The 16,684-nt window shown below is 72.0% G+C and carries 17 protein-coding genes; 13 read left to right on the top strand and 4 right to left on the bottom strand.

The window, feature by feature from the left end; translation table 11 throughout:
- Window positions 1-20: 20 nt before the first annotated feature.
- The 12 genes from V5F53_RS17915 (at window position 21) to V5F53_RS17860 (ending at window position 10,759) form a co-directional block, all read left to right on the top strand.
- A complete protein-coding gene (locus V5F53_RS17915; RefSeq protein WP_393996039.1) occupies window positions 21-503 on the top strand; it encodes a GNAT family N-acetyltransferase in 483 nt (160 codons plus the stop codon).
- 7 nt (window positions 504-510) lie between these two features.
- Window positions 511-987: an Rrf2 family transcriptional regulator gene (locus V5F53_RS17910; protein ID WP_393996040.1), complete on the top strand. Its 477-nt coding sequence runs from the start codon at window positions 511-513 to the stop codon at window positions 985-987.
- Between the two features lie 425 nt (window positions 988-1,412).
- Window positions 1,413-2,621, top strand: a complete 1,209-nt coding sequence (locus tag V5F53_RS17905; RefSeq protein WP_393996041.1) for an ABC transporter substrate-binding protein — start codon at window positions 1,413-1,415, stop codon at window positions 2,619-2,621.
- Window positions 2,622-2,632: 11 nt separating this feature from the next.
- Window positions 2,633-3,508 (top strand): branched-chain amino acid ABC transporter permease, encoded by an 876-nt coding sequence (locus tag V5F53_RS17900; protein ID WP_393996042.1) that lies wholly within the window; start codon window positions 2,633-2,635, stop codon window positions 3,506-3,508.
- A gap of 3 nt (window positions 3,509-3,511) precedes the next feature.
- Entirely contained in the window at window positions 3,512-4,555 is a 1,044-nt protein-coding gene (locus V5F53_RS17895; protein ID WP_393996043.1) for a branched-chain amino acid ABC transporter permease, read from the top strand.
- On the top strand, window positions 4,552-5,295 hold the full coding sequence (locus tag V5F53_RS17890) for an ABC transporter ATP-binding protein (protein WP_393996044.1): 744 nt from the start codon (window positions 4,552-4,554) through the stop codon (window positions 5,293-5,295). The genes V5F53_RS17895 and V5F53_RS17890 overlap by 4 nt, the downstream gene beginning before the upstream one ends.
- On the top strand, window positions 5,288-6,082 hold the full coding sequence (locus tag V5F53_RS17885; protein ID WP_393996045.1) for an ABC transporter ATP-binding protein: 795 nt from the start codon (window positions 5,288-5,290) through the stop codon (window positions 6,080-6,082). Before V5F53_RS17890 ends, V5F53_RS17885 begins: the two co-directional genes overlap by 8 nt.
- Window positions 6,079-7,188, top strand: coding sequence for an NADPH:quinone oxidoreductase family protein (locus V5F53_RS17880; RefSeq protein WP_393996046.1), 1,110 nt, complete (start codon window positions 6,079-6,081; stop codon window positions 7,186-7,188). Before V5F53_RS17885 ends, V5F53_RS17880 begins: the two co-directional genes overlap by 4 nt.
- Before the next feature lie 3 nt (window positions 7,189-7,191).
- Entirely contained in the window at window positions 7,192-7,947 is a 756-nt protein-coding gene (locus V5F53_RS17875; protein WP_393996047.1) for a Phenylacetic acid catabolic protein, read from the top strand.
- A gap of 75 nt (window positions 7,948-8,022) precedes the next feature.
- A complete protein-coding gene (locus V5F53_RS17870) occupies window positions 8,023-9,408 on the top strand; it encodes a phenylacetate--CoA ligase family protein (protein WP_393996048.1) in 1,386 nt (461 codons plus the stop codon).
- Between the two features lie 65 nt (window positions 9,409-9,473).
- Window positions 9,474-9,899 (top strand): carboxymuconolactone decarboxylase family protein, encoded by a 426-nt coding sequence (locus tag V5F53_RS17865; RefSeq protein ID WP_393996049.1) that lies wholly within the window; start codon window positions 9,474-9,476, stop codon window positions 9,897-9,899.
- A 53-nt stretch (window positions 9,900-9,952) separates the two neighbouring features.
- Entirely contained in the window at window positions 9,953-10,759 is an 807-nt protein-coding gene (locus V5F53_RS17860; RefSeq protein ID WP_393996050.1) for an enoyl-CoA hydratase/isomerase family protein, read from the top strand.
- 171 nt (window positions 10,760-10,930) lie between these two features.
- Here V5F53_RS17860 and V5F53_RS17855 read toward each other — a convergent pair whose 3' ends face one another.
- The 3 genes from V5F53_RS17855 to V5F53_RS17845 all read right to left on the bottom strand — a co-directional run bounded on the left by V5F53_RS17855 (window position 10,931) and on the right by V5F53_RS17845 (window position 14,036).
- A complete protein-coding gene (locus V5F53_RS17855) occupies window positions 10,931-12,316 on the bottom strand; it encodes an LLM class flavin-dependent oxidoreductase (protein WP_393996051.1) in 1,386 nt (461 codons plus the stop codon).
- Window positions 12,317-12,380: 64 nt separating this feature from the next.
- A complete protein-coding gene (locus V5F53_RS17850; protein WP_393996052.1) occupies window positions 12,381-12,581 on the bottom strand; it encodes a hypothetical protein in 201 nt (66 codons plus the stop codon).
- A gap of 36 nt (window positions 12,582-12,617) precedes the next feature.
- The gene (locus V5F53_RS17845; protein WP_393996053.1) at window positions 12,618-14,036 is read right to left on the bottom strand and encodes an LLM class flavin-dependent oxidoreductase; all 1,419 of its coding nucleotides are present in this window, start codon (window positions 14,034-14,036) and stop codon (window positions 12,618-12,620) included.
- Window positions 14,037-14,196: 160 nt separating this feature from the next.
- Between V5F53_RS17845 and V5F53_RS17840 the strand changes: the two genes are divergently transcribed.
- The gene (locus V5F53_RS17840; RefSeq protein WP_393996054.1) at window positions 14,197-15,837 is read left to right on the top strand and encodes a rhodanese-like domain-containing protein; all 1,641 of its coding nucleotides are present in this window, start codon (window positions 14,197-14,199) and stop codon (window positions 15,835-15,837) included.
- Between the two features lie 106 nt (window positions 15,838-15,943).
- Here the strand turns inward: V5F53_RS17840 and V5F53_RS17835 are convergent, their stop codons facing one another.
- Window positions 15,944-16,669 carry an SDR family NAD(P)-dependent oxidoreductase gene (locus tag V5F53_RS17835; RefSeq protein WP_393996055.1) on the bottom strand — a complete coding sequence of 242 codons (726 nt, stop codon included), beginning with the start codon at window positions 16,667-16,669 and terminating at the stop codon, window positions 15,944-15,946.
- Window positions 16,670-16,684: the final 15 nt, after the last annotated feature.

Raw genomic sequence — 16,684 nt, 5'->3', positions numbered from 1 at the left:
TCAGCCCGCCGAGGCCCGCGATGACTCCCGACAGGACCGACGTGCTGATCCGCGACGCCGAGGTGGCGGACGTGGCCCGCGTCATCGACATCGATGCCCGCATCACCGGCATCGCCAAGCCGGACCTGTGGTACGGCAAGTATTCCTCCGCGAAATACCTCGCCAACGCCCGGCCGTTCCTGGTGGCGCTCGATGCCGAGCGGATCGTCGGCTATGTCCTGGGCGAGGTCCGCGAATGGGAGTTCGGCGCGCCGCCGTCCGGCTGGCTCTATGCCATCGGGGTCGATCCGCAGGTGCGGCAGGCGGGGCTCGGCGCCAAGCTGTTCGAGGCCCTGCGCGCCCGCTTCCGCCGCCTGGGCATCCGCAAGATGCGCACCATCCTGCATGTGGAAGACGACCTGCTGATGTCCTTCTTCCGCAGCCAGGGGATGATGGCCGGCCCCTTCATCGAGCTGGAAACCCTCACCTCGGCGCCACCGCCCGCCGATTCGACGCGGACCTGACCGCGCCATGAAGCTGCATTATTCCACCTGGTACGCCATCTGGGCGGTGGTCGAGCTGGCGGCGCGGCCCAACGCCCAGGTCTCCGCCAGTGAGCTGGCGGCGAAATACGGCATGTCCCAGCACCATCTGGCGAAGGTGCTGCGCACCCTGTCCCTGGCCGGCATCGTGGAATCGGTGCGCGGGCCGGGCGGCGGCTGCACCTTCATCGGCAACGCCAAGCGCCTCACCATGTACGACCTCATCACCCTGCTGGAGGGGGACGGGGAGCCGCACCCGCCGGGCGGGGGCGAGCTGCCGCCGCTGGCCCAGGAGGTCAACCGGGTGCTCGACGAGATCGATCGCATCGCCGCCGCGACGCTGAAATCGGTGACGATCCAGACCCTCATCAACAACGGGCGGCGCCACGCCGCGCCGACGGCGGCGAAGCCGGCGGCGGTGGACGACACCGGCTTCTCGCCACCGCCCTGGATCGTGGACATCTGACATCGTCGACCCTGCGCCCGGTCCGGGAGCGGGGCCGGGCCCCCTTGAGCCACGCGAGCCTTGCCAGGGGATCGCGCGTCGAAGCGCGGCTTCCGGCGCTCCGGCCAGGGCCGCCCCGCGTGCCCCCTCGGCCGCGCTTCCACCTCCCCGCACGCCATCGCGCGCCGGGCCGTTTCCCTGCGCCGCCTTCCGCACCTCATGCGCGCGCCGCGCCGTAGCGGGCCGCGGTCGCCGGTGTGCGAGGGGCGCGCCGGGATAATTTCATACTCTTATACGAAAATAGAGTTGACTCTTATCCCATAAAATCTGTCTATTAAATTATATCGAATGCGCCGCGTCGGATGCGCCATGCGGGGCCCGCCCCGACCGATGGCCGTGCCGCGCCAGCGCTCCCCAATCGCCCGCTCACTCAAGGCAGCCGTGGAATGTCCGTACAGAAAAGCCGCGTTCTCGGGGGGCTGGCGCTCGGCCTGACCCTTGCGTGCCTCGCCACCGCGCCGGCGGCGGCGGAGCCGGAACCGTTCCGGTTCGGCTACCTCACCGACGCCTCCGGCCCCATGCAGGGCACCTTCAAGGCCACGCTGGACGGCTTCCAGCTGTTCGTGAACCAGCTCAACGCCGCCGGCGGCGTGAAGGGGCGCCCGTTCGACATCCAGGTGCGCGACATCCAGAGCGACACCCAGCGCTCGGTGAACGCGGTGCAGGAGCTGGCGGCGGCCAACGTGCTGGCCATCCTGGGCCTCGCCGTCTCCAACACCCACGCCGCCGTCTATGCCTCGGCGGAAAAGCTCGGCCTGCCGGTGGTGGCGGCCTATCCCGCCAACATTCCGCTGGCGCTGCCCCCGGCCTCGCCCAATGCCTTCGCCACCGGCCTCATCTTCTCGGTGACCGGCGAGGTCGCCGGCAAGTTCGCCCGCGAGGTCGCGCCCAAGGGCAAGACCCTGGTCTGCCTGGGCTTCGAATCCCCCGGCTCAATCCTGGCGTGCGAGGCGGCCACCAAGTCGGCGGCGGCCAACGGCTTCACCAAGGTCGAGAGCATCATCGTGCCGCTCACCCAGCGCGACTTCCGCGGCGTGGTGGACAAGGTGATCGCCCTCAATCCCGACGTGGTCACCGACTGCTTCGGGCGCGGGCACGTGGTCTCGCTGCTGCCGGCGCTGGGCGCGGCGGGCTATGACGGTGTCTATCTCAACATGGAATCCGGCATCGGCATCGACGCCCTGCGCGACGCGGTGCGCGACGCGCCCGACCTGAAGCTGTTCACCTACAGCCGCTACATCGTCGACGGCGAAGGCCCCGGCGCCCAGGCCGAGGCGCTGCGCGCCGCCGCCAAGGCGGCCGGCTTCAAGCAGCTGCTGACCTACCACGCCGCCGGCTGGACCCTTGGCCTGGTGGTGGCGGACGCCGCCGCCAAGTGCGGCGAGCCGTGCGACCGCGCCGCCTTCACCAAGGCGCTGGAACAGGTGTCGGTGGACACCGGCGGCCTGAGCGGCGCGCCGGTCAAGTTCTCCCCCACCGACCACTACGGCAGCTCCGCCTACCGCCTCTATCGCTTCGACCACGAGAAGAAGGGCTTCTCGCCGGTCGGTGAGTGGGTGCCGGCCACCAGCTCCCCCGCCGTCGCCAAGAAGTGAGAGCCGGGCCGATGCTGTCGATCTCCTTCGCGCTGTCGACGCTCGGCATCGGCGTCGTCTATGCGACCCTCGCCCTGGCGGTGGTCTTCGTCTACCGGGCGAGCCGGGTCCTGGTGTTCTGCGTGGGCGAAATCGGCGCCGTGGCCGCCTATGTGCTGCGCGACGGCTGGGCGCTCGCCGGCGCCGGGCCGGCGGGCTTCGCCGCCGGGGTGGTGGCGGCGCTGGCGGTGGCCGCGCTCATCGGCGCCGGTCTCTATCTCCTGGTGGAGCGGCTCAATCCGGGCGGCAACCATTTCATCGGCACCATCCTCACCGTGGCGGTGGGGGTGGTGCTGCTTGGCGTGCTGGCCGCCGGCTGGGGCGGCGAGATCACCCGCCTGCCCATCCGCCTCGGCTTCACCACCCTCGCCGGAACCCGCGTTCCGCTGCTGACGCCTGCCGTCATCGCCATCGGCGCGGTGCTGCTGGCGGCGATCTTCCTGCTGCTGCGCCATAGCGACTTCGGCATCGAGAGCCAGGCCTTGTCCACCAATCGCGGCCTCGCCCATCTGCGCGGCATCCCGGTCAACCGGCGGCTGCTCAGCATCTGGGTGCTGGCGGCGCTGCTCAGCGCCATCGGCGGCATGATGTCGGCGGCCTTCTCCTCGGTTTCCATCGAGGGCGCGTCGGTGGGCCTGTCCGGCATCGTCGCCGCCATCATCGGCGGCCTCACCAATCCGGCCGGCGCCGTCATCGGCGCGCTGCTGCTGGCGCTGGCCGAGAACCTGACCACGGCCTGGTTCGACGCCCGCTACAGCCAGGTGGTGCCGATCCTGTCGCTGCTGGCCCTGTTGATCGTGCGGCCGCGCGGCATCGGCAACCGCGCCGAAAGCATCGAGAGGGTGTGAGCGATGTCCGTCGAGCCCGTCTCCACGCCGCTTTCGTCTCCGATCACGATTCCGCCAGGCGCCTCCGCCTTCGCGCCCGGCGCGGCGGCCCGCCGCCTGCGGGCCCTGGCCTGGCCCGTCGCCGCCGGCGCCGGCATCCTGGCGCCGCTGGCGTTCGGGGATTACGGCCTGCACCTGGCCGTGTCCGGCGGAATTCTCGCCATCGGCGGCATGAGCCTCACCGTGCTCACCGGCACCGCCGGCCTGCTGTCGCTGGGCCAGGCCGCGTTCATGGCGGTGGGCGCCTTCACCGCCGCCCTGCTCGCCACCCAGCTCGGGCTCGGCCTGCTGCCGGCGCTCGCGGCGGCGGCGCTGCTGGGGCTGCTGCTGGGCGGCCTGCTGGCGCTGCTGACGCTGCGGGTGTCGGGCCTCTATCTGGCCGTGGCCACCTTCGGCTTCCATTATGTGGTGGAGATCGTCGCCAGCGACATCGAGATCAAGGTCACGAACGCCACCGGCTTCCTGCTCGATCCGCCGGTGGTGCTCGGCGTCGTGGTGAACTCGCAGGCGCGCTGGTGGGCACTGGTGCTGGCGGCACTGGCGCTGGTGTGGGCGGCGCTGTCGTTCCTGCGCCGGAGCCATGTGGGCCGGGCCTGGACCTTCCTGCGCGAGGACCCGTCCGCCGCCACCGTGTTCGGCATCTCCCAGGTGCGCGCGCGAGCGGCGGTGTTCACCCTCACCTCGGCCATCACCGCGGCGGCCGGGGTGCTTTCGGCCTATCACCTCGGCAACGTGCAGGCCGGCAGCTATTCCATCCACATGGCGGTGGCGTTCCTGACCATCGTTGCCCTGGGCGGGCCCGGCAGCCTGCGCGGCGCGCTGATCGCCTCGTACGTGGTGCTGCTGCTGCCGGTGGCCATCGACGGCACGCTCCGGGCGCTCTCCATTCCCGCCGCCGCCCATGTGGCGGGGCTCGAGAACATCGCCCTCGGCACCATCCTCGCCGCCAGCCTGCTCAAGGCGCCGTCGCGGGTGCTGTCGTGGCTGCGCAAGGAGGGCGGGCGATGACCGGCGGACTGGAACTGCGCGGCCTCGACGTCGCCTTCGGCCTGCGGCCGGCGGTGCGGACCCTCGACCTCGCGGTGGCTGCGGGCGAGAGCGTGGCGCTGGTGGGCGCCAACGGCGCCGGCAAGACCACCACGCTGCTCGCCCTGGCCGGGGCGCTGAAATCCGGGGCCCGCATCGTCGGCACCCAGCATTTCGCCGGCCGGGCCTTCCCCTGGGGCGACGTGCGCGGACGCCTTGCCGCCGGCATCTCGCTGGTGCCGGAGCGGGAGAAGGTGTTCACCCTGCTGACCGTGCGGGAGAACCTGCGCATCGGCGCCAGCCGCGCCCGTGGCGACCGGGTGCGGCTCGACGATGTCCTGTCCTGGTTTCCACGCCTCGGCGAGCGGCGCGAGACCCTGGCCGGCAACCTGTCCGGCGGTGAGCAGCAGATGCTGGCGCTCGGCGTCAGCCTGCTCGGCACACCGCGCCTGATCCTCCTGGACGAGCCCACCCTGGGGCTGGCGGTACCGGTGATCGAGGATTTCTGCGCCAGCCTCCGACGGCTCAAGGCCGAGCTCGGCCTCGGCGCGCTGGTGGCGGAATCCGACAGCAACTGGCTGCCGCATCTGGCCGACCGCGCGGTGGTGATCGATCGCGGACGCCGGGTCGCCGACTTCGCGCGCCTGGAGCCGCCCGACCTCGACGCCATCCATGACGTGATGCTGGGTCTGACGAACAGTGGCGAGGTGGGTCATGGCTGAAGCTCCACGCCTGTCGCTGCGCGCGGTCAGCCTCGAATTCGGTGGGGTCGCGGTGCTGCGCGACATCGCGCTGGACCTCGCTGCCGGCGAGGTGCTGGCCCTGATTGGCCCCAACGGCGCCGGCAAGTCCGCCCTGCTCAACGTCATCAGCGGCATCTACCGGCCCTCCGCCGGCAGCCGCATCCTGGTGGACGGCACCCGCATCGACACCCTGCCGCCGCACCGCGTGATCCGCGCCGGGGTCAGCCGCACCTTCCAGGGCATGCACCTGGTGGGCGAGCTGACGGTGCTGGAAAACGTGCTGCTGGGCCTGGCGCCGCGCTTTTCCCTCGGCGCCTTCGCCTCGCTGCTGCTGCCGGCGCGCGCGGTGGCGGAGGAGCGGGCGAACACCGCCCGCGCCGCGGCGGTGCTGGAGCTGACTGGCCTTGCCGCGGCGGCCCGGGAGCGCTGCGCCGACCTGCCGCTCGGCATCCTGCGCCGGGTGGACCTTGCCCGCGCCCTGGTGGGGGAGCCGGCGCTGCTGCTGCTGGACGAGCCGGCCTCGGGCCTGGCCCATGACGAGCGCCCGCTGATCGCGGAGATGATCGGCCTTGCCCGCTCGCGCCGCGATCTCTCGGTGCTGTGGATCGAGCACGACCTCGACCTGGTGCTGTCGGTGGCCTCCCGCGCGGCGGTGCTCCACCATGGCGAGCTCATTCACCAGGGCGACCCGCGCCAGGGGGCCGAGCGCCAGCGCATCATCGCCGCCTACAAGAACGGCCGGCCGGCGCAGGAGCGGGCGGCATGAGTGCGCGCGCCCCCGCCACTCCCGCCCCCGGCTGCGACACCGCCGCCCGGCTGCGTGCCGGCCTGGATCGGGACGCCACCGCCGGGACCATCCGCGCCCTGGTGGTGGGCGAGACCGGCCGGCGCGACTCCCTGGCCCTGGTCCGCGTTCCGGCACCGGCCGCCGGGCCGGGCCAGATCCTGGTCCGCGTCCACGCCGCCGCACTGAATTTTCCCGACCTGTTGATGATCGACGGCAAGTACCAGATCCGGCCGCCGGCCCCCTTCGTGCTCGGCAAGGACGCCGCGGGCGAGGTGATCGGCCTCGGCGCCGGCGCCGAGGGGGTCGTCATCGGCGACCGGGTGCTTGTGCAGACGCACTACGGCGCGTTCGCGGACGTCATCGCCGTGGACGCCGCGCAGGCGTTCCGGCTGCCGCCGCAGGTGGGCTTCGTGGACGCGGCGGCGTTCGGCCTCGTCTACAAGACCGCCTGGCTGGCGCTGGCCGACCGGGCCGGCCTGCGGCCGGGCGACCGCGTGCTGGTGACCGGCGCCGCCGGCGGGGTCGGGTTGGCGGCGGTGCAGACGGCACGGGCGCTGGGCGCCGGCACCGTCATCGCCGGCCTCACCACCCTCGACAAGGCGCCGGCGGTGCTGGCGGCGGGCGCCGATGCGGTGGTGGACACCGGCGCCGCGCCCGAGGCGGCGCGCGCCCGGATCAGCGCTCTCACCGACGGCCACGGCATCGACGTCGCGCTGGACGTGCTCGGCGGCGCGGCCTTCGATCTGGCGCTGAAGACGCTGGCCTGGAAGGGCCGCCTCATCAGCGCCGGCTACGCCTCCGGCGACATTCCCGCTGCCCGCGCCAACCTGCTGCTGCTGCGCAATGCCGGCGTGCTCGGCTTCAGCAGCAACACCTATGACGAGCAGGCCCCGGAGCTGGTGCGCGCCGCCTTTGATCAGTTGTTCGCGCTGCTCGTGGCCGGCCGGCTCAGGCCGGTGATCCACGCCGCGCTGGAGGTGGAGGCGTTCGCCCGCGCGTTCGACGCCCTCGCCGGGCGGCGGGTCGTGGGCAAGGTGGTCCTGACGTTTCACCCATCCCGTTCCTCACCCCCTCTTGGAGACTGAAACATGGCCACCGGCGTGCACGCGCCCGTCCACCGCCCGGAACAGGCGACGGGTGAATATCGCGATCTGCTCATCCGTCTCCTGACCCGCCAGCTGCTGGCGGAATCGGCGACACTGGAGGTGTTCGGCCGCGCCATCGACCTTGCGCCCACGTTCGAGGAAAAGCTGCTGTCGGCCCGCTTCGCCTGGGAAGAGGGCGAGCACACCCGTGTCATCCTCGGCGTGCTCGCCGAGCTCGGCGTGGACGGCCGGGCGCTGATCGCCCAGCGGCCATCCGCCGAGGAGTTCTGGGGCATCAAGCTGGACAGCTGGGTGGCGCTCGCCGCCTTCAACTTCCTGGTGGACCGCGGCGGCTCCCACCAGATCGAGGAATACCTGCATTCCACCTACCGGCCGTGGGCGCGGCATCTTTACCGGATGCTGGGCGAGGAGGCCGCCCATTACGAGCACGGCATCGAGAACATCCAGGACTTCGCCGCCGCCGGCGACGGGCTCGCCACCTTCCAGGCGGTGATCGACCAGCTGCTCCCGGTGCTCGTCAAGCGCGCGTTCGGGCGGCCGGACAGCGCGGAGAACGCCAAGGCGGTGGAGTTCGGCCTGAAGCGCAGCAGCAGCGACGTCATCGTCAATGCCTACCTCGCGGAGATCCGCGAGCCGCTGGGCGCCGCCGGCCTGCGCTTCCCCCCGCTTGCCGCCTTCGACGCCGCCGGCGTGCAGCTCCTGCCGTCCACCCACGACGTGATCCTCACCTTGCAGTGACCGGTTCGGCCGGCATCGACCCCTGAAAGTCGCCGCCGGCCGCGCCAGCGGCGACGACGCGAGAGAACAGCCGAAATGTCCGTTTCTGAGCATGCCGCCTTTCCCGACTTCTCGGTCGACCGGAGCCCGTGGGACGACACCTACTGGAGCCGGGAGGAAACCCTGGACCGCGCGGCCCTGCGCACGCTCCAGGACGAGCGGTTCCGCGCCACCCTCGCTTATGCCTGGGCCAGCAATCCCTGGTATCGCGAGCTGTGGAGCGCCGCCGGCCTGAGCCCGGACACGCCGCTGGGTCTCGACGACATCGGCCGCCTGCCGTTCGTCACCAAACCCCTCATCCGCCAGAGCCAGGCCGACGCCCCGCCCTACGGGCTGATGCTGGCGCAGGGGCTGGACCAGGGCGACGTGGTGCGCCTTGCCATGACCTCCGGCACCACCGGCAAACCGGTGCTGATCCCCTTCACCCGCCGCGACTACGCGCTGTGGATGGAAGGCGTGGTGCGGGCGCTGTGGGCCGCCGGCGTGCGCCGCACCGACGTGGTGCACGCCGCCTTCGGCTTCACCCCGTTCGTGGGGCTGTTCGGCGCCCATGACGCCGCCGAGCGCTGGATCGGCGCGACCGTGATCCCCGGCGGCGCCTGGGACAGCGCCATCCGCATCAACATGCTCCCGTTCCTCGGGGTGACGGTGCTGCTCGGCACGCCCACCTATCTGCTGCGCCTCGGCCGGCTGGCGGTGGAGCAGGGCCACGACCTCTCCACCTGGCCGGTGAAGAAGCTGTTCGTGACCGGAGAGGTGGGGCCGGCCTCCTCGCCGGCCACCGGCCAGCGCCTCGCCGAGCTGTGGCACGCGGAGGTGCACGAATTCTGCGGCACCCAGGAGACCAATTACTTCGCCTGGGACTGCGACCACGGCCATTTCCATTGGAACGAGGACCTCGTCTATGCCGAGGTGCTGGACCCGGTGACCCGGCAGCCGGTGCCCGAGGGCCAGCCGGGCGAGCTGGTGGTGACCGACCTGCTGCAGCGCACCCATCCGCTGGTGCGCTTTCCCACCGGCGATCTGGTGGCCGGCTTCGAGACCGTGTCCTGCGGCTGCGGGCGCGGCTTCCGCCATTTCAAGGGCTTCATCGGCCGCATCGACGACGTTGCCAAGATCCGCGGCGTCAGCGTGGCGCAATCGGGCATCGAGCATGCCATCCGCAGCCATCCCGGCACCTCCGACGACTATGACATCGAGTTCTGGTCCGACGCCGACGGCCTCGACCAGGTGCGCATCCGCGTCGAGCCGCGCGCGCCGCAGGAGGCGGAGGGCGCCCGGGCCTTGGCGCGGGCGCTGGAGGAGCAATTGCACCGCACCTTGTTCGTGACCATGAAGGTGGAGGTGGTGCCGCCGGGAACTCTGCCGCGCTTCGACCTCAAGGCCAAGCGCATCCGCGACAATCGCCGCCGCCCCGCCTGAGCGGGCGCGCGGCATCGGCTCGATGCGGCGGCCCGGTGGCGGGCCCCGCGACTGGGAGAAGGACCATGGCGGAACACGATGGGGATGCCGCGATCCGGCATCAGGACGGGGTCGATGTCTACGACCTGCTGCTCGGCCACGTGCCCGAGCACGTGGAGCGGCGCTGGGCGCTGGAGGCCGCCGCCGGCCGCGCCCGCACCGGGGCGGCCCTGGAGGCGCTGCGCAAACAGGTGATCGTCCACAGCCCGCTCGGCCCGCAGCGGCTGCAGCTGGTGCAGTTCGGCCAGTTGCTGGTGCTGGAGCGGGAGCCCGAGGCCACCCGCCACGCCCAGGCCGCGCGCCGCGCCGGCGCCTCCCTGGAGGAACTGGCGGGGGTGGTGGAAAGCGGCCTGCTGACCGGCGGGATCGCCGTCTACAGCCTGGGCCTGCGCATTCTCGACAGGCTGCGCGCCGACGGCCTGTTCGACACCGGCAGCGACACCGCGGCCTGACCCCGCCTCCGATCCCAGGCCGAGACCAAGGCCGCGACCCAAGGCCGAGAGCCATGCCCGTTCCTTATCCGTTCGCCGATCCCCGCCTCGCGGCGCTGGACGGCTTCCGCGTCGAGATCGACGCGCCCCGCCAGCGCGCCGACATCGTCCTCGACCGCGCGCCGTTCAACATCATCTCCATGCCCGAGCGTGACCAGCTGCGCCTGGTGTTCGAGATCCTGGACGACGACCCGCAGGTGCGGGTGATCGTGGTGCGCGCCGGCGGCGCGCACTTCTCGTCCGGCGGCAACATCAGCGGCTTCCTGGAGGCGAGCCCCGAGCATGTCTCGAAGCTGGCCTGGAACATCGCCGCCCCGGCGCGGGCGTCGAAGCCGGTGATCGCGGCCAACCGGGGCTATTGCTTCGGTGTCGGCTTCGAACTGTCGCTGGCCTGCGATTTTCGCCTCGTCACCGAAACCACCCAATATGCCCTGCCGGAGCAGAAGCTCGGGCAGATTCCCGGCTCCGGCGGCTCGGCGCGGCTGCAGAAGATGATCGGCATCACCCGCACCAAGGACATTGTGATGCGCTCCCGGCGCATTGGCGCCGATGAGGCCGTCGCGTGGGGCATCGCCACCGCGAAGGTGGCCGACGACGCGCTGGAGACCGCCACCGATGCCCTGGTCGCGGAGCTGGTGGAATTCTCGCCGCTCGCCCAACGCACGGCGAAGACACTGCTGAACGCCACCGAGGACGCGCCCCTGGCGCTCGCCATCGAGCTGGAAGGCCAGTGCTACAGCCGCCTGCGCCAGTCCAGCGACTTCAAGGAGGGCGTGGAGGCCTTCCACGCGAAGCGCAAGCCGGTCTTCACCGGCGCATAAAGCCTTGATCTGGCGATTTCTCTCCACGCGAGCCGGCGCCCGCCTCGTGCGAAAGCGCGCTCGACGCCGGGACCGCGAAGGCGGTCGACTGGCCTTTGTGGGTCAATCCCCCGGATCAAGGGGCGATCATCAAGGCGGTGGCCAGGGTCACCCCTGCCGCACCCCTGCGGCTCAGGCCGCCGGGACGATGCGGTCGCGGGCACGATAGGCGACGCCGGGATGGGTGGCCTTCAGGCCGTCGGTGCCCGAGAGCTTGGCCCGCAGGGTGCCCAGGGCATAGTCCTGCTTGTACAGGCCGCGCCGCTGAAGCTCCGGCACCAGCAGGTCGACCACGTCGGCGAAGGTTTCCGGCAGCACCGCGTAGGACAGGTTGAAGCCGTCCACATCGGACTCCGCCACGAACGCCTCGAACGCATCCGCCACGTCGGCGGGGCTGCCCACGAACACCGGCCCGCGCCCGCCGATGGCGGCATGGTCGATCACCTCGCGCAGGGTCCAGGGGCGTGCGTCCGAGCCAGCGAAGCCGGTGAGCACCGATTGCACCGCATTGTCGGGCAGCGGCGTGGAGGCGAGGGGGGCGTCGCGGTCGACCTTGGCGAGGTCGATGCCGGTCCAGCTGGAGAGCAGCGCCAGCACCCCTTCGGGATCGGCATAGGCGGCATATTCGGCGCGCTTCGCCTCGGCCTCGGCGCGGGTGGGCGCGACGATGGCGGTGGCCAGCGCGAACACCGCGATGTCGCGCGGGTCGCGGCCTTCCGCCGCCGCCCGGGCGCGCAGGTCGCGCACCAGCGGGGCGACGCTGGCCGCCGTCGGCCCACCCACGAACACCGCCTCGGCATGGCGGGCGGCGAAGGCGCGCCCGCGCGGCGAGGCGCCGGCCTGGAACAGATAGGGCGTGCGCTGGGGCGAGGGTTCCGTGAGGTGGATGGTCTCCAGCTCGAAATGGGCCCCCTGGTGCCGCACCGGATGCACCTTGTCCGGGTCGGCGAACACTCCGCTCTCGCGGTCGCGCACCACCGCGCCGTCCTGCCAGGAGCCCTCCCACAGCTTATACACCACCTCCAGGAACTCGTCGGCGCGGTCGTAGCGCGCGTCGTGGGCGATCACCCCGGCCCGGCCCACCGCCTTGGCGCCGCTGTCGGAATAGCCGGTGACGATGTTCCAGCCGATGCGCCCCTGGGTGAAGTGATCGAGGGTGGAGAAGCGCCGCGCCAGCACCGCCGGCAGCTCATGGGAGGTCGATGCGGTGATGCCGAAGCCCAGGTGCCGGGTGGCATGGGCGAGCGCCGCCACCAGCAGCAGCGGATCGTTCTTGGGCACCTGGGTGCCGGCGCGTAGCGCCGCCTCCGCCGAGCCGCCGTAGACATCCGGCAGGCCGATGCTGTCGGCGATGAACAGGGCGTCGAACTTGCCCCGCTCCAGCAGGCGGGCGAGCTCCACCCAATGCTCCAGGCTGTTGTAGTCCAGGCTGCGGTTGCGCGGGTGCGCCCACAGGCCGGGGGAGAGATGCACCGGGCTGAAGCCGATGAAGCCGTTCAGGCGAATCTGGCGGGTCATGACGCGCGCCCTCGGTCGGGGGAGAAGAGGATGGGGTGGGGCGCCGGCACGCGGGCCGGGCCGGTCAGCCACGGCGCCGGGCGCGCGGCAGCCAGGGGCGCAGCCGCCCCCAGAAGGCGGGAGCGCTCCCCCTGCCCTGGGGCGGCGTGGCGGAGCCGGCATCGCCGCGCGTGGGCCGGAGCGGGTCCGGCGTGTGCAGTCCCTGGAGCGGCAGGGCGCCGAACTGGAGGGTGAGGGCGTCGAGCCCGTCGCTGAAGCCGGCCATGGAACCTCCCTGGAGGTTGGAAACGCGCATGTGGGGTCACACCGCCTGGCGCTGCGGGCCGCCGGCGGCCGCGCCGGGCCGGAAGGCGGCGGCGGGATGGCTTGCCGGCAGGCGGGCATGGCCCGGTCCGTAGATCTTCTCGCGCAGCGTGCCGGCGGCGTAGGCGGGCTTGAAGCGGCCGCGCCGCTGCAGCTCGGGCACCACCAGCGCACCGAAATCGGCGAAGCCGCCGGGGGTGATGGCATAGCTCAGGTTCAGGCCGTCCACGTCGGTGGCCTCCACCCAGGCCTCGATCTGGTCCGCCACCTGGTCCGGCGCGCCGACGAACACCGGCCCGCGCCCGCCGATGGCATTGTGCTCAGCCAGCTCGCGCACGGTCCAGACCCGGCTGGGGTCGGCGATGGAAAACGCCTCCAGCGCCGAGACCAGGCCCTGGGAGCGGGTGTCGAAGGTGATCGGCGCATCGAGGTCCCAGCCGGAAAAGTCGATGCCGGTCCAGCCTGAGAACAGGATCAGCGCCGCCTCGGGATTGATGTAGCGCCGGTAGTCCGCGAGCTTGGCCTTCGCCTCATCCTCGGTGGCGCCGACGATGGTGGTGGCCATGGAGAAGAATTTCAGCTCGGCGGGGTCGCGGCCGAGGGCGGCGGCGCGGCGGCGGGTGTCGGCCACCACCGGGCCGATGACGGCGGGCGTGGGGCCGCTGACGAAGATGCATTCGGCATGGCGGGCGGCGAACACGCGGCCACGGGCGGAAGCGCCGGCCTGGAACAGCACCGGGGTGCGCTGCGGCGAGGGTTCGGACAGGTGCAGGGCGTCGATCTGGAAGTGCTGGCCCCGGTGCGTCACCGGGCGGATCCGGGCGGGGTCCGCATAGATGCCGGCAGCGCGGTCGCGCACCGCCGCGTCGTCGTCCCAGCTGCCTTCCCACAGGGCATAGACGGCGTCGAGGTACTCGTCGGCGATGTCATAGCGCTGGTCGTGGGGGGTGAGCGCCTTCTCGCCCACCGCGCGCGAGCCGGACTGGGTGTGCCCGGTGACGATGTTCCAGCCGACGCGCCCCCCGGTGAGGTGATCGAGGGTGCTCATGCGCCGGGCGAACGGGAACGGCGGCTCATAGAGGGCGTTGCTGGTGATGCCGAAGCCGAGATGGCGCGTCACCAGCGCCATGGCGCTCACCGCCACGATGGGGTCCAGCTTGGGAATCTGCGCGCCCACCTTCAGCGCCGCGTGGTAGGAGCCGCCATAGATGTCGTTGGACGCCATGGAGTCGGCGATGAACAGGGCGTCGAACAGGCCGCCCTCCAGCACCTGGGCGAGGTCGGTCCAGTAGGACAGCGCGGTGTAGTCCAGCGACCGGTCATCCGGGTGGCGCCACAGCCCGGGCGAATGGTGGACCGGCGTCGCCATGGCGAACGCATTGACGCGGATCTGTTTCTTCTCGTTCTGCTGCGACATCCCAGGTCTCCGGCGGGTCTTCGGCGGGTCTCCGGCTGGCGGCCGTGTCGAGTCCGGTGGCGGCAGCAGAGCAGCGCCCGGCGCGTTAGTCAATAAATTCAATTGAAATTATATATAAGTGCGACGATGCTGCGCGTCTTCCCTGTCGCGAGGATCGACGATGGCCGCCACTGCCGTGCTTCACTCCCCCCCGCCCGCCGCCGCGCCGGCGCCCGCTCTTGTCCAGGTCGCCGAACTCAGAACCCGCCTCGCCGCGCCGGCGGAGATTGCGGTGGTGGATGTGCGCGAGGAGGGCGTCCGTGCCCGTGACGGCCATATCCTGCAGTCGGTGCCGCTGCCGCTCGGGCAGATCGAGCTGCGCGCCGGCGCCCTGCTGCCGCGCCGCGACGTGCCGCTGGTGGTCGTGGATGCCGGCGATGGCGTGCTGGCCCGGCGCGCGGCGGATCGGCTCGCCGGGCTCGGCTACACCGACGTCTCGGTGCTGGCGGGCGGCGTGGCGGCCTGGGTGGCCGCCGGCGGCATCGCCTATACCGGCTCGAACGTCTATTCCAAGGCGTTCGGAGAATTCGTGGAGCATGCCTATGGCACGCCGCGCCTGTCCGCCCGGGCGCTGAAGGACAAGCTCGACGCCGGCGAGGACCTGGTGGTGCTCGACGGGCGCACCCTGCAGGAGTTCGAGACCTTCTCCATTCCCGGCGCCCATGCGGTGCCGAACGCCGAGCTGCCCTACCGGGTGCATGATCTGGTACGCTCGGAGAGCACCCTGGTAGTGGTGAACTGCGCCGGCCGCACCCGCTCCATCATCGGTGCCCAGGCGCTGATCAATGCCGGCATCCCCAATCCGGTGGCCGCGCTCGAAAACGGCACCATGGCGTGGCTGTTCGAGGGCTTCGAGCTCAACCGCGGGGTGAGCCGGGCCGCCCCCGCCCCCGGCGCGGCCGGGCTGGACAAGGCGCGCGCCGCGGTCGCTCACCTCACGCAGCGGTTCGGCATCCAGGCCCTGGACGCCGCCGGCCTGGCCGCGCTGGAGGCCGAGCGCGCGCGCCGCAGCCTCTACCTGCTGGACGTGCGCACCCGCGCCGAATACGAGGCCGGCCACCTGCCGGGGTCGCTGTGGGCCGAGGGCGGGCAATTGGTGCAGGCCACCGATCGCTGGATCGGGACGCGCAACGCCCGCATCGTGCTCATCGACGACGCCAACGGGGTGCGCGCCGCCATCACCGCCTCGTGGCTGATCCAGCTCGGCATCGGGGAAATCCACGTCTTCACGCTGCCGGCCGATGCGCAGGGGCTGGAGCGCGGCCCCGAACAGGCTCCGGTGCTCGGCACCCCGCCGGCGGCGGCCACGGTAAGCCCGGCCCGGCTGGCGGAGCTGCTGGCGGCCGGGGCGGTGAGCGTGCTCGACCTCGACACCAGCCTCGCCTACGGACGCGGGCATGTGCCCGGCGCGCGCTTCGCCGTGCGCGCGCGCCTGCCGGAGGGGCTCGACACCCTGCCCGACCTGCCGCTGGTGCTCACCTCCGCCGACGGCCGGCTCGCCGCCTTCGCGGCGGCGGAGGCGGGCGCGACCGGCCGCTCAGTCTCGGTGCTGGAGGGCGGCACCCAGGCCTGGGCCGCCGCCGGCCTGCCGCTGGAGACGGGCGAAAGCGCGCTGCTGCACACCGCCGACGACGTATGGCGCTCGCCCTATCAGGAGGCCGGCGACCGCCATGCCGCCTTCCGCCGCTACCTCGACTGGGAAATCGACCTGATCCACCAGATCGAGAAGGACGACACCGTGTCATTCAAGGTCTACGCCTGATCCCGCGCAGCCCGGATCACCGCAATGGATAAAGGCCGGCGCGCAACGCGCCGGCCTTTTTCGTTGGAGCGAGGCGCCCCGGGGGCGGGCGCCGGCCCGGCCTGCGTCAGGCCAGGGCGCGGCCGCCGCCGTCCACCAGCAGGTTGGCTCCGGTGATGAAGCGGGCCTCGTCGGACAGCAGGAAGGCCACCGCGTCGGCCACGTCGGACGGCAGGCCCGGACCCTGGAGCGGCGTGGCGGGAGCGGCGCCGGTGCCGGCGGCGATCAGCGCCGTCAGGCGGGGCGACTGGATCGGCCCCGGCGACACCGCGTTGATGCGCACGCCTTTGGGTCCGTAGATGGAGGCAAGGCCGCGCACCAGCAGGATCAGGCCGGCGTTTACGCTGGAACCGGGCAGGTGCTGGGGCGAGGGCTCGAGACCGCCGCGCCCGCTCAAGGCAACGATGGCGCCGGCGCCGACCGTCACGAAGTGCCGCAGCGCCGCCCGCGCCGGGCGCACGGTGCCCAGCAGCTTGGCGTCGATCACCTTCTGCCAGTCGTCGTCGGTCAGTTCCAGGAAGTCGCCGAAGATGGGCAAGGTGGTGCTGGTCACGAGCCCGTCCAGCCGGCCGAAGCGGGCCAGGATCTCGCCCACGGCGGCCTCCACCGCCGGCGTGTCGGTGACGTCCACCGGCAGCGGAACGATGCCGTCCGCCTGCGGCAGCGCCTCCGGCCGGCGCGAGGAGGCGACGACGGTGGCGCCGGACGCCGCCAGGGTGCGGGCGCTGGCCGCGCCGAGGGCGCCGGAAGCGCCGGTGACCCAGATCACCTTGTCCTTGAAGTCATGTGCCATGGGGATCTCCCGTGT

It is taken from the genome of Xanthobacter cornucopiae, from assembly GCF_043195065.2.
In the GTDB taxonomy this organism is placed as follows: Bacteria; Pseudomonadota; Alphaproteobacteria; order Rhizobiales; family Xanthobacteraceae; genus Xanthobacter.
Note: the sequence above shows the minus strand (reverse complement) of the source record. Positions and strands in the feature narration are given on the sequence as shown.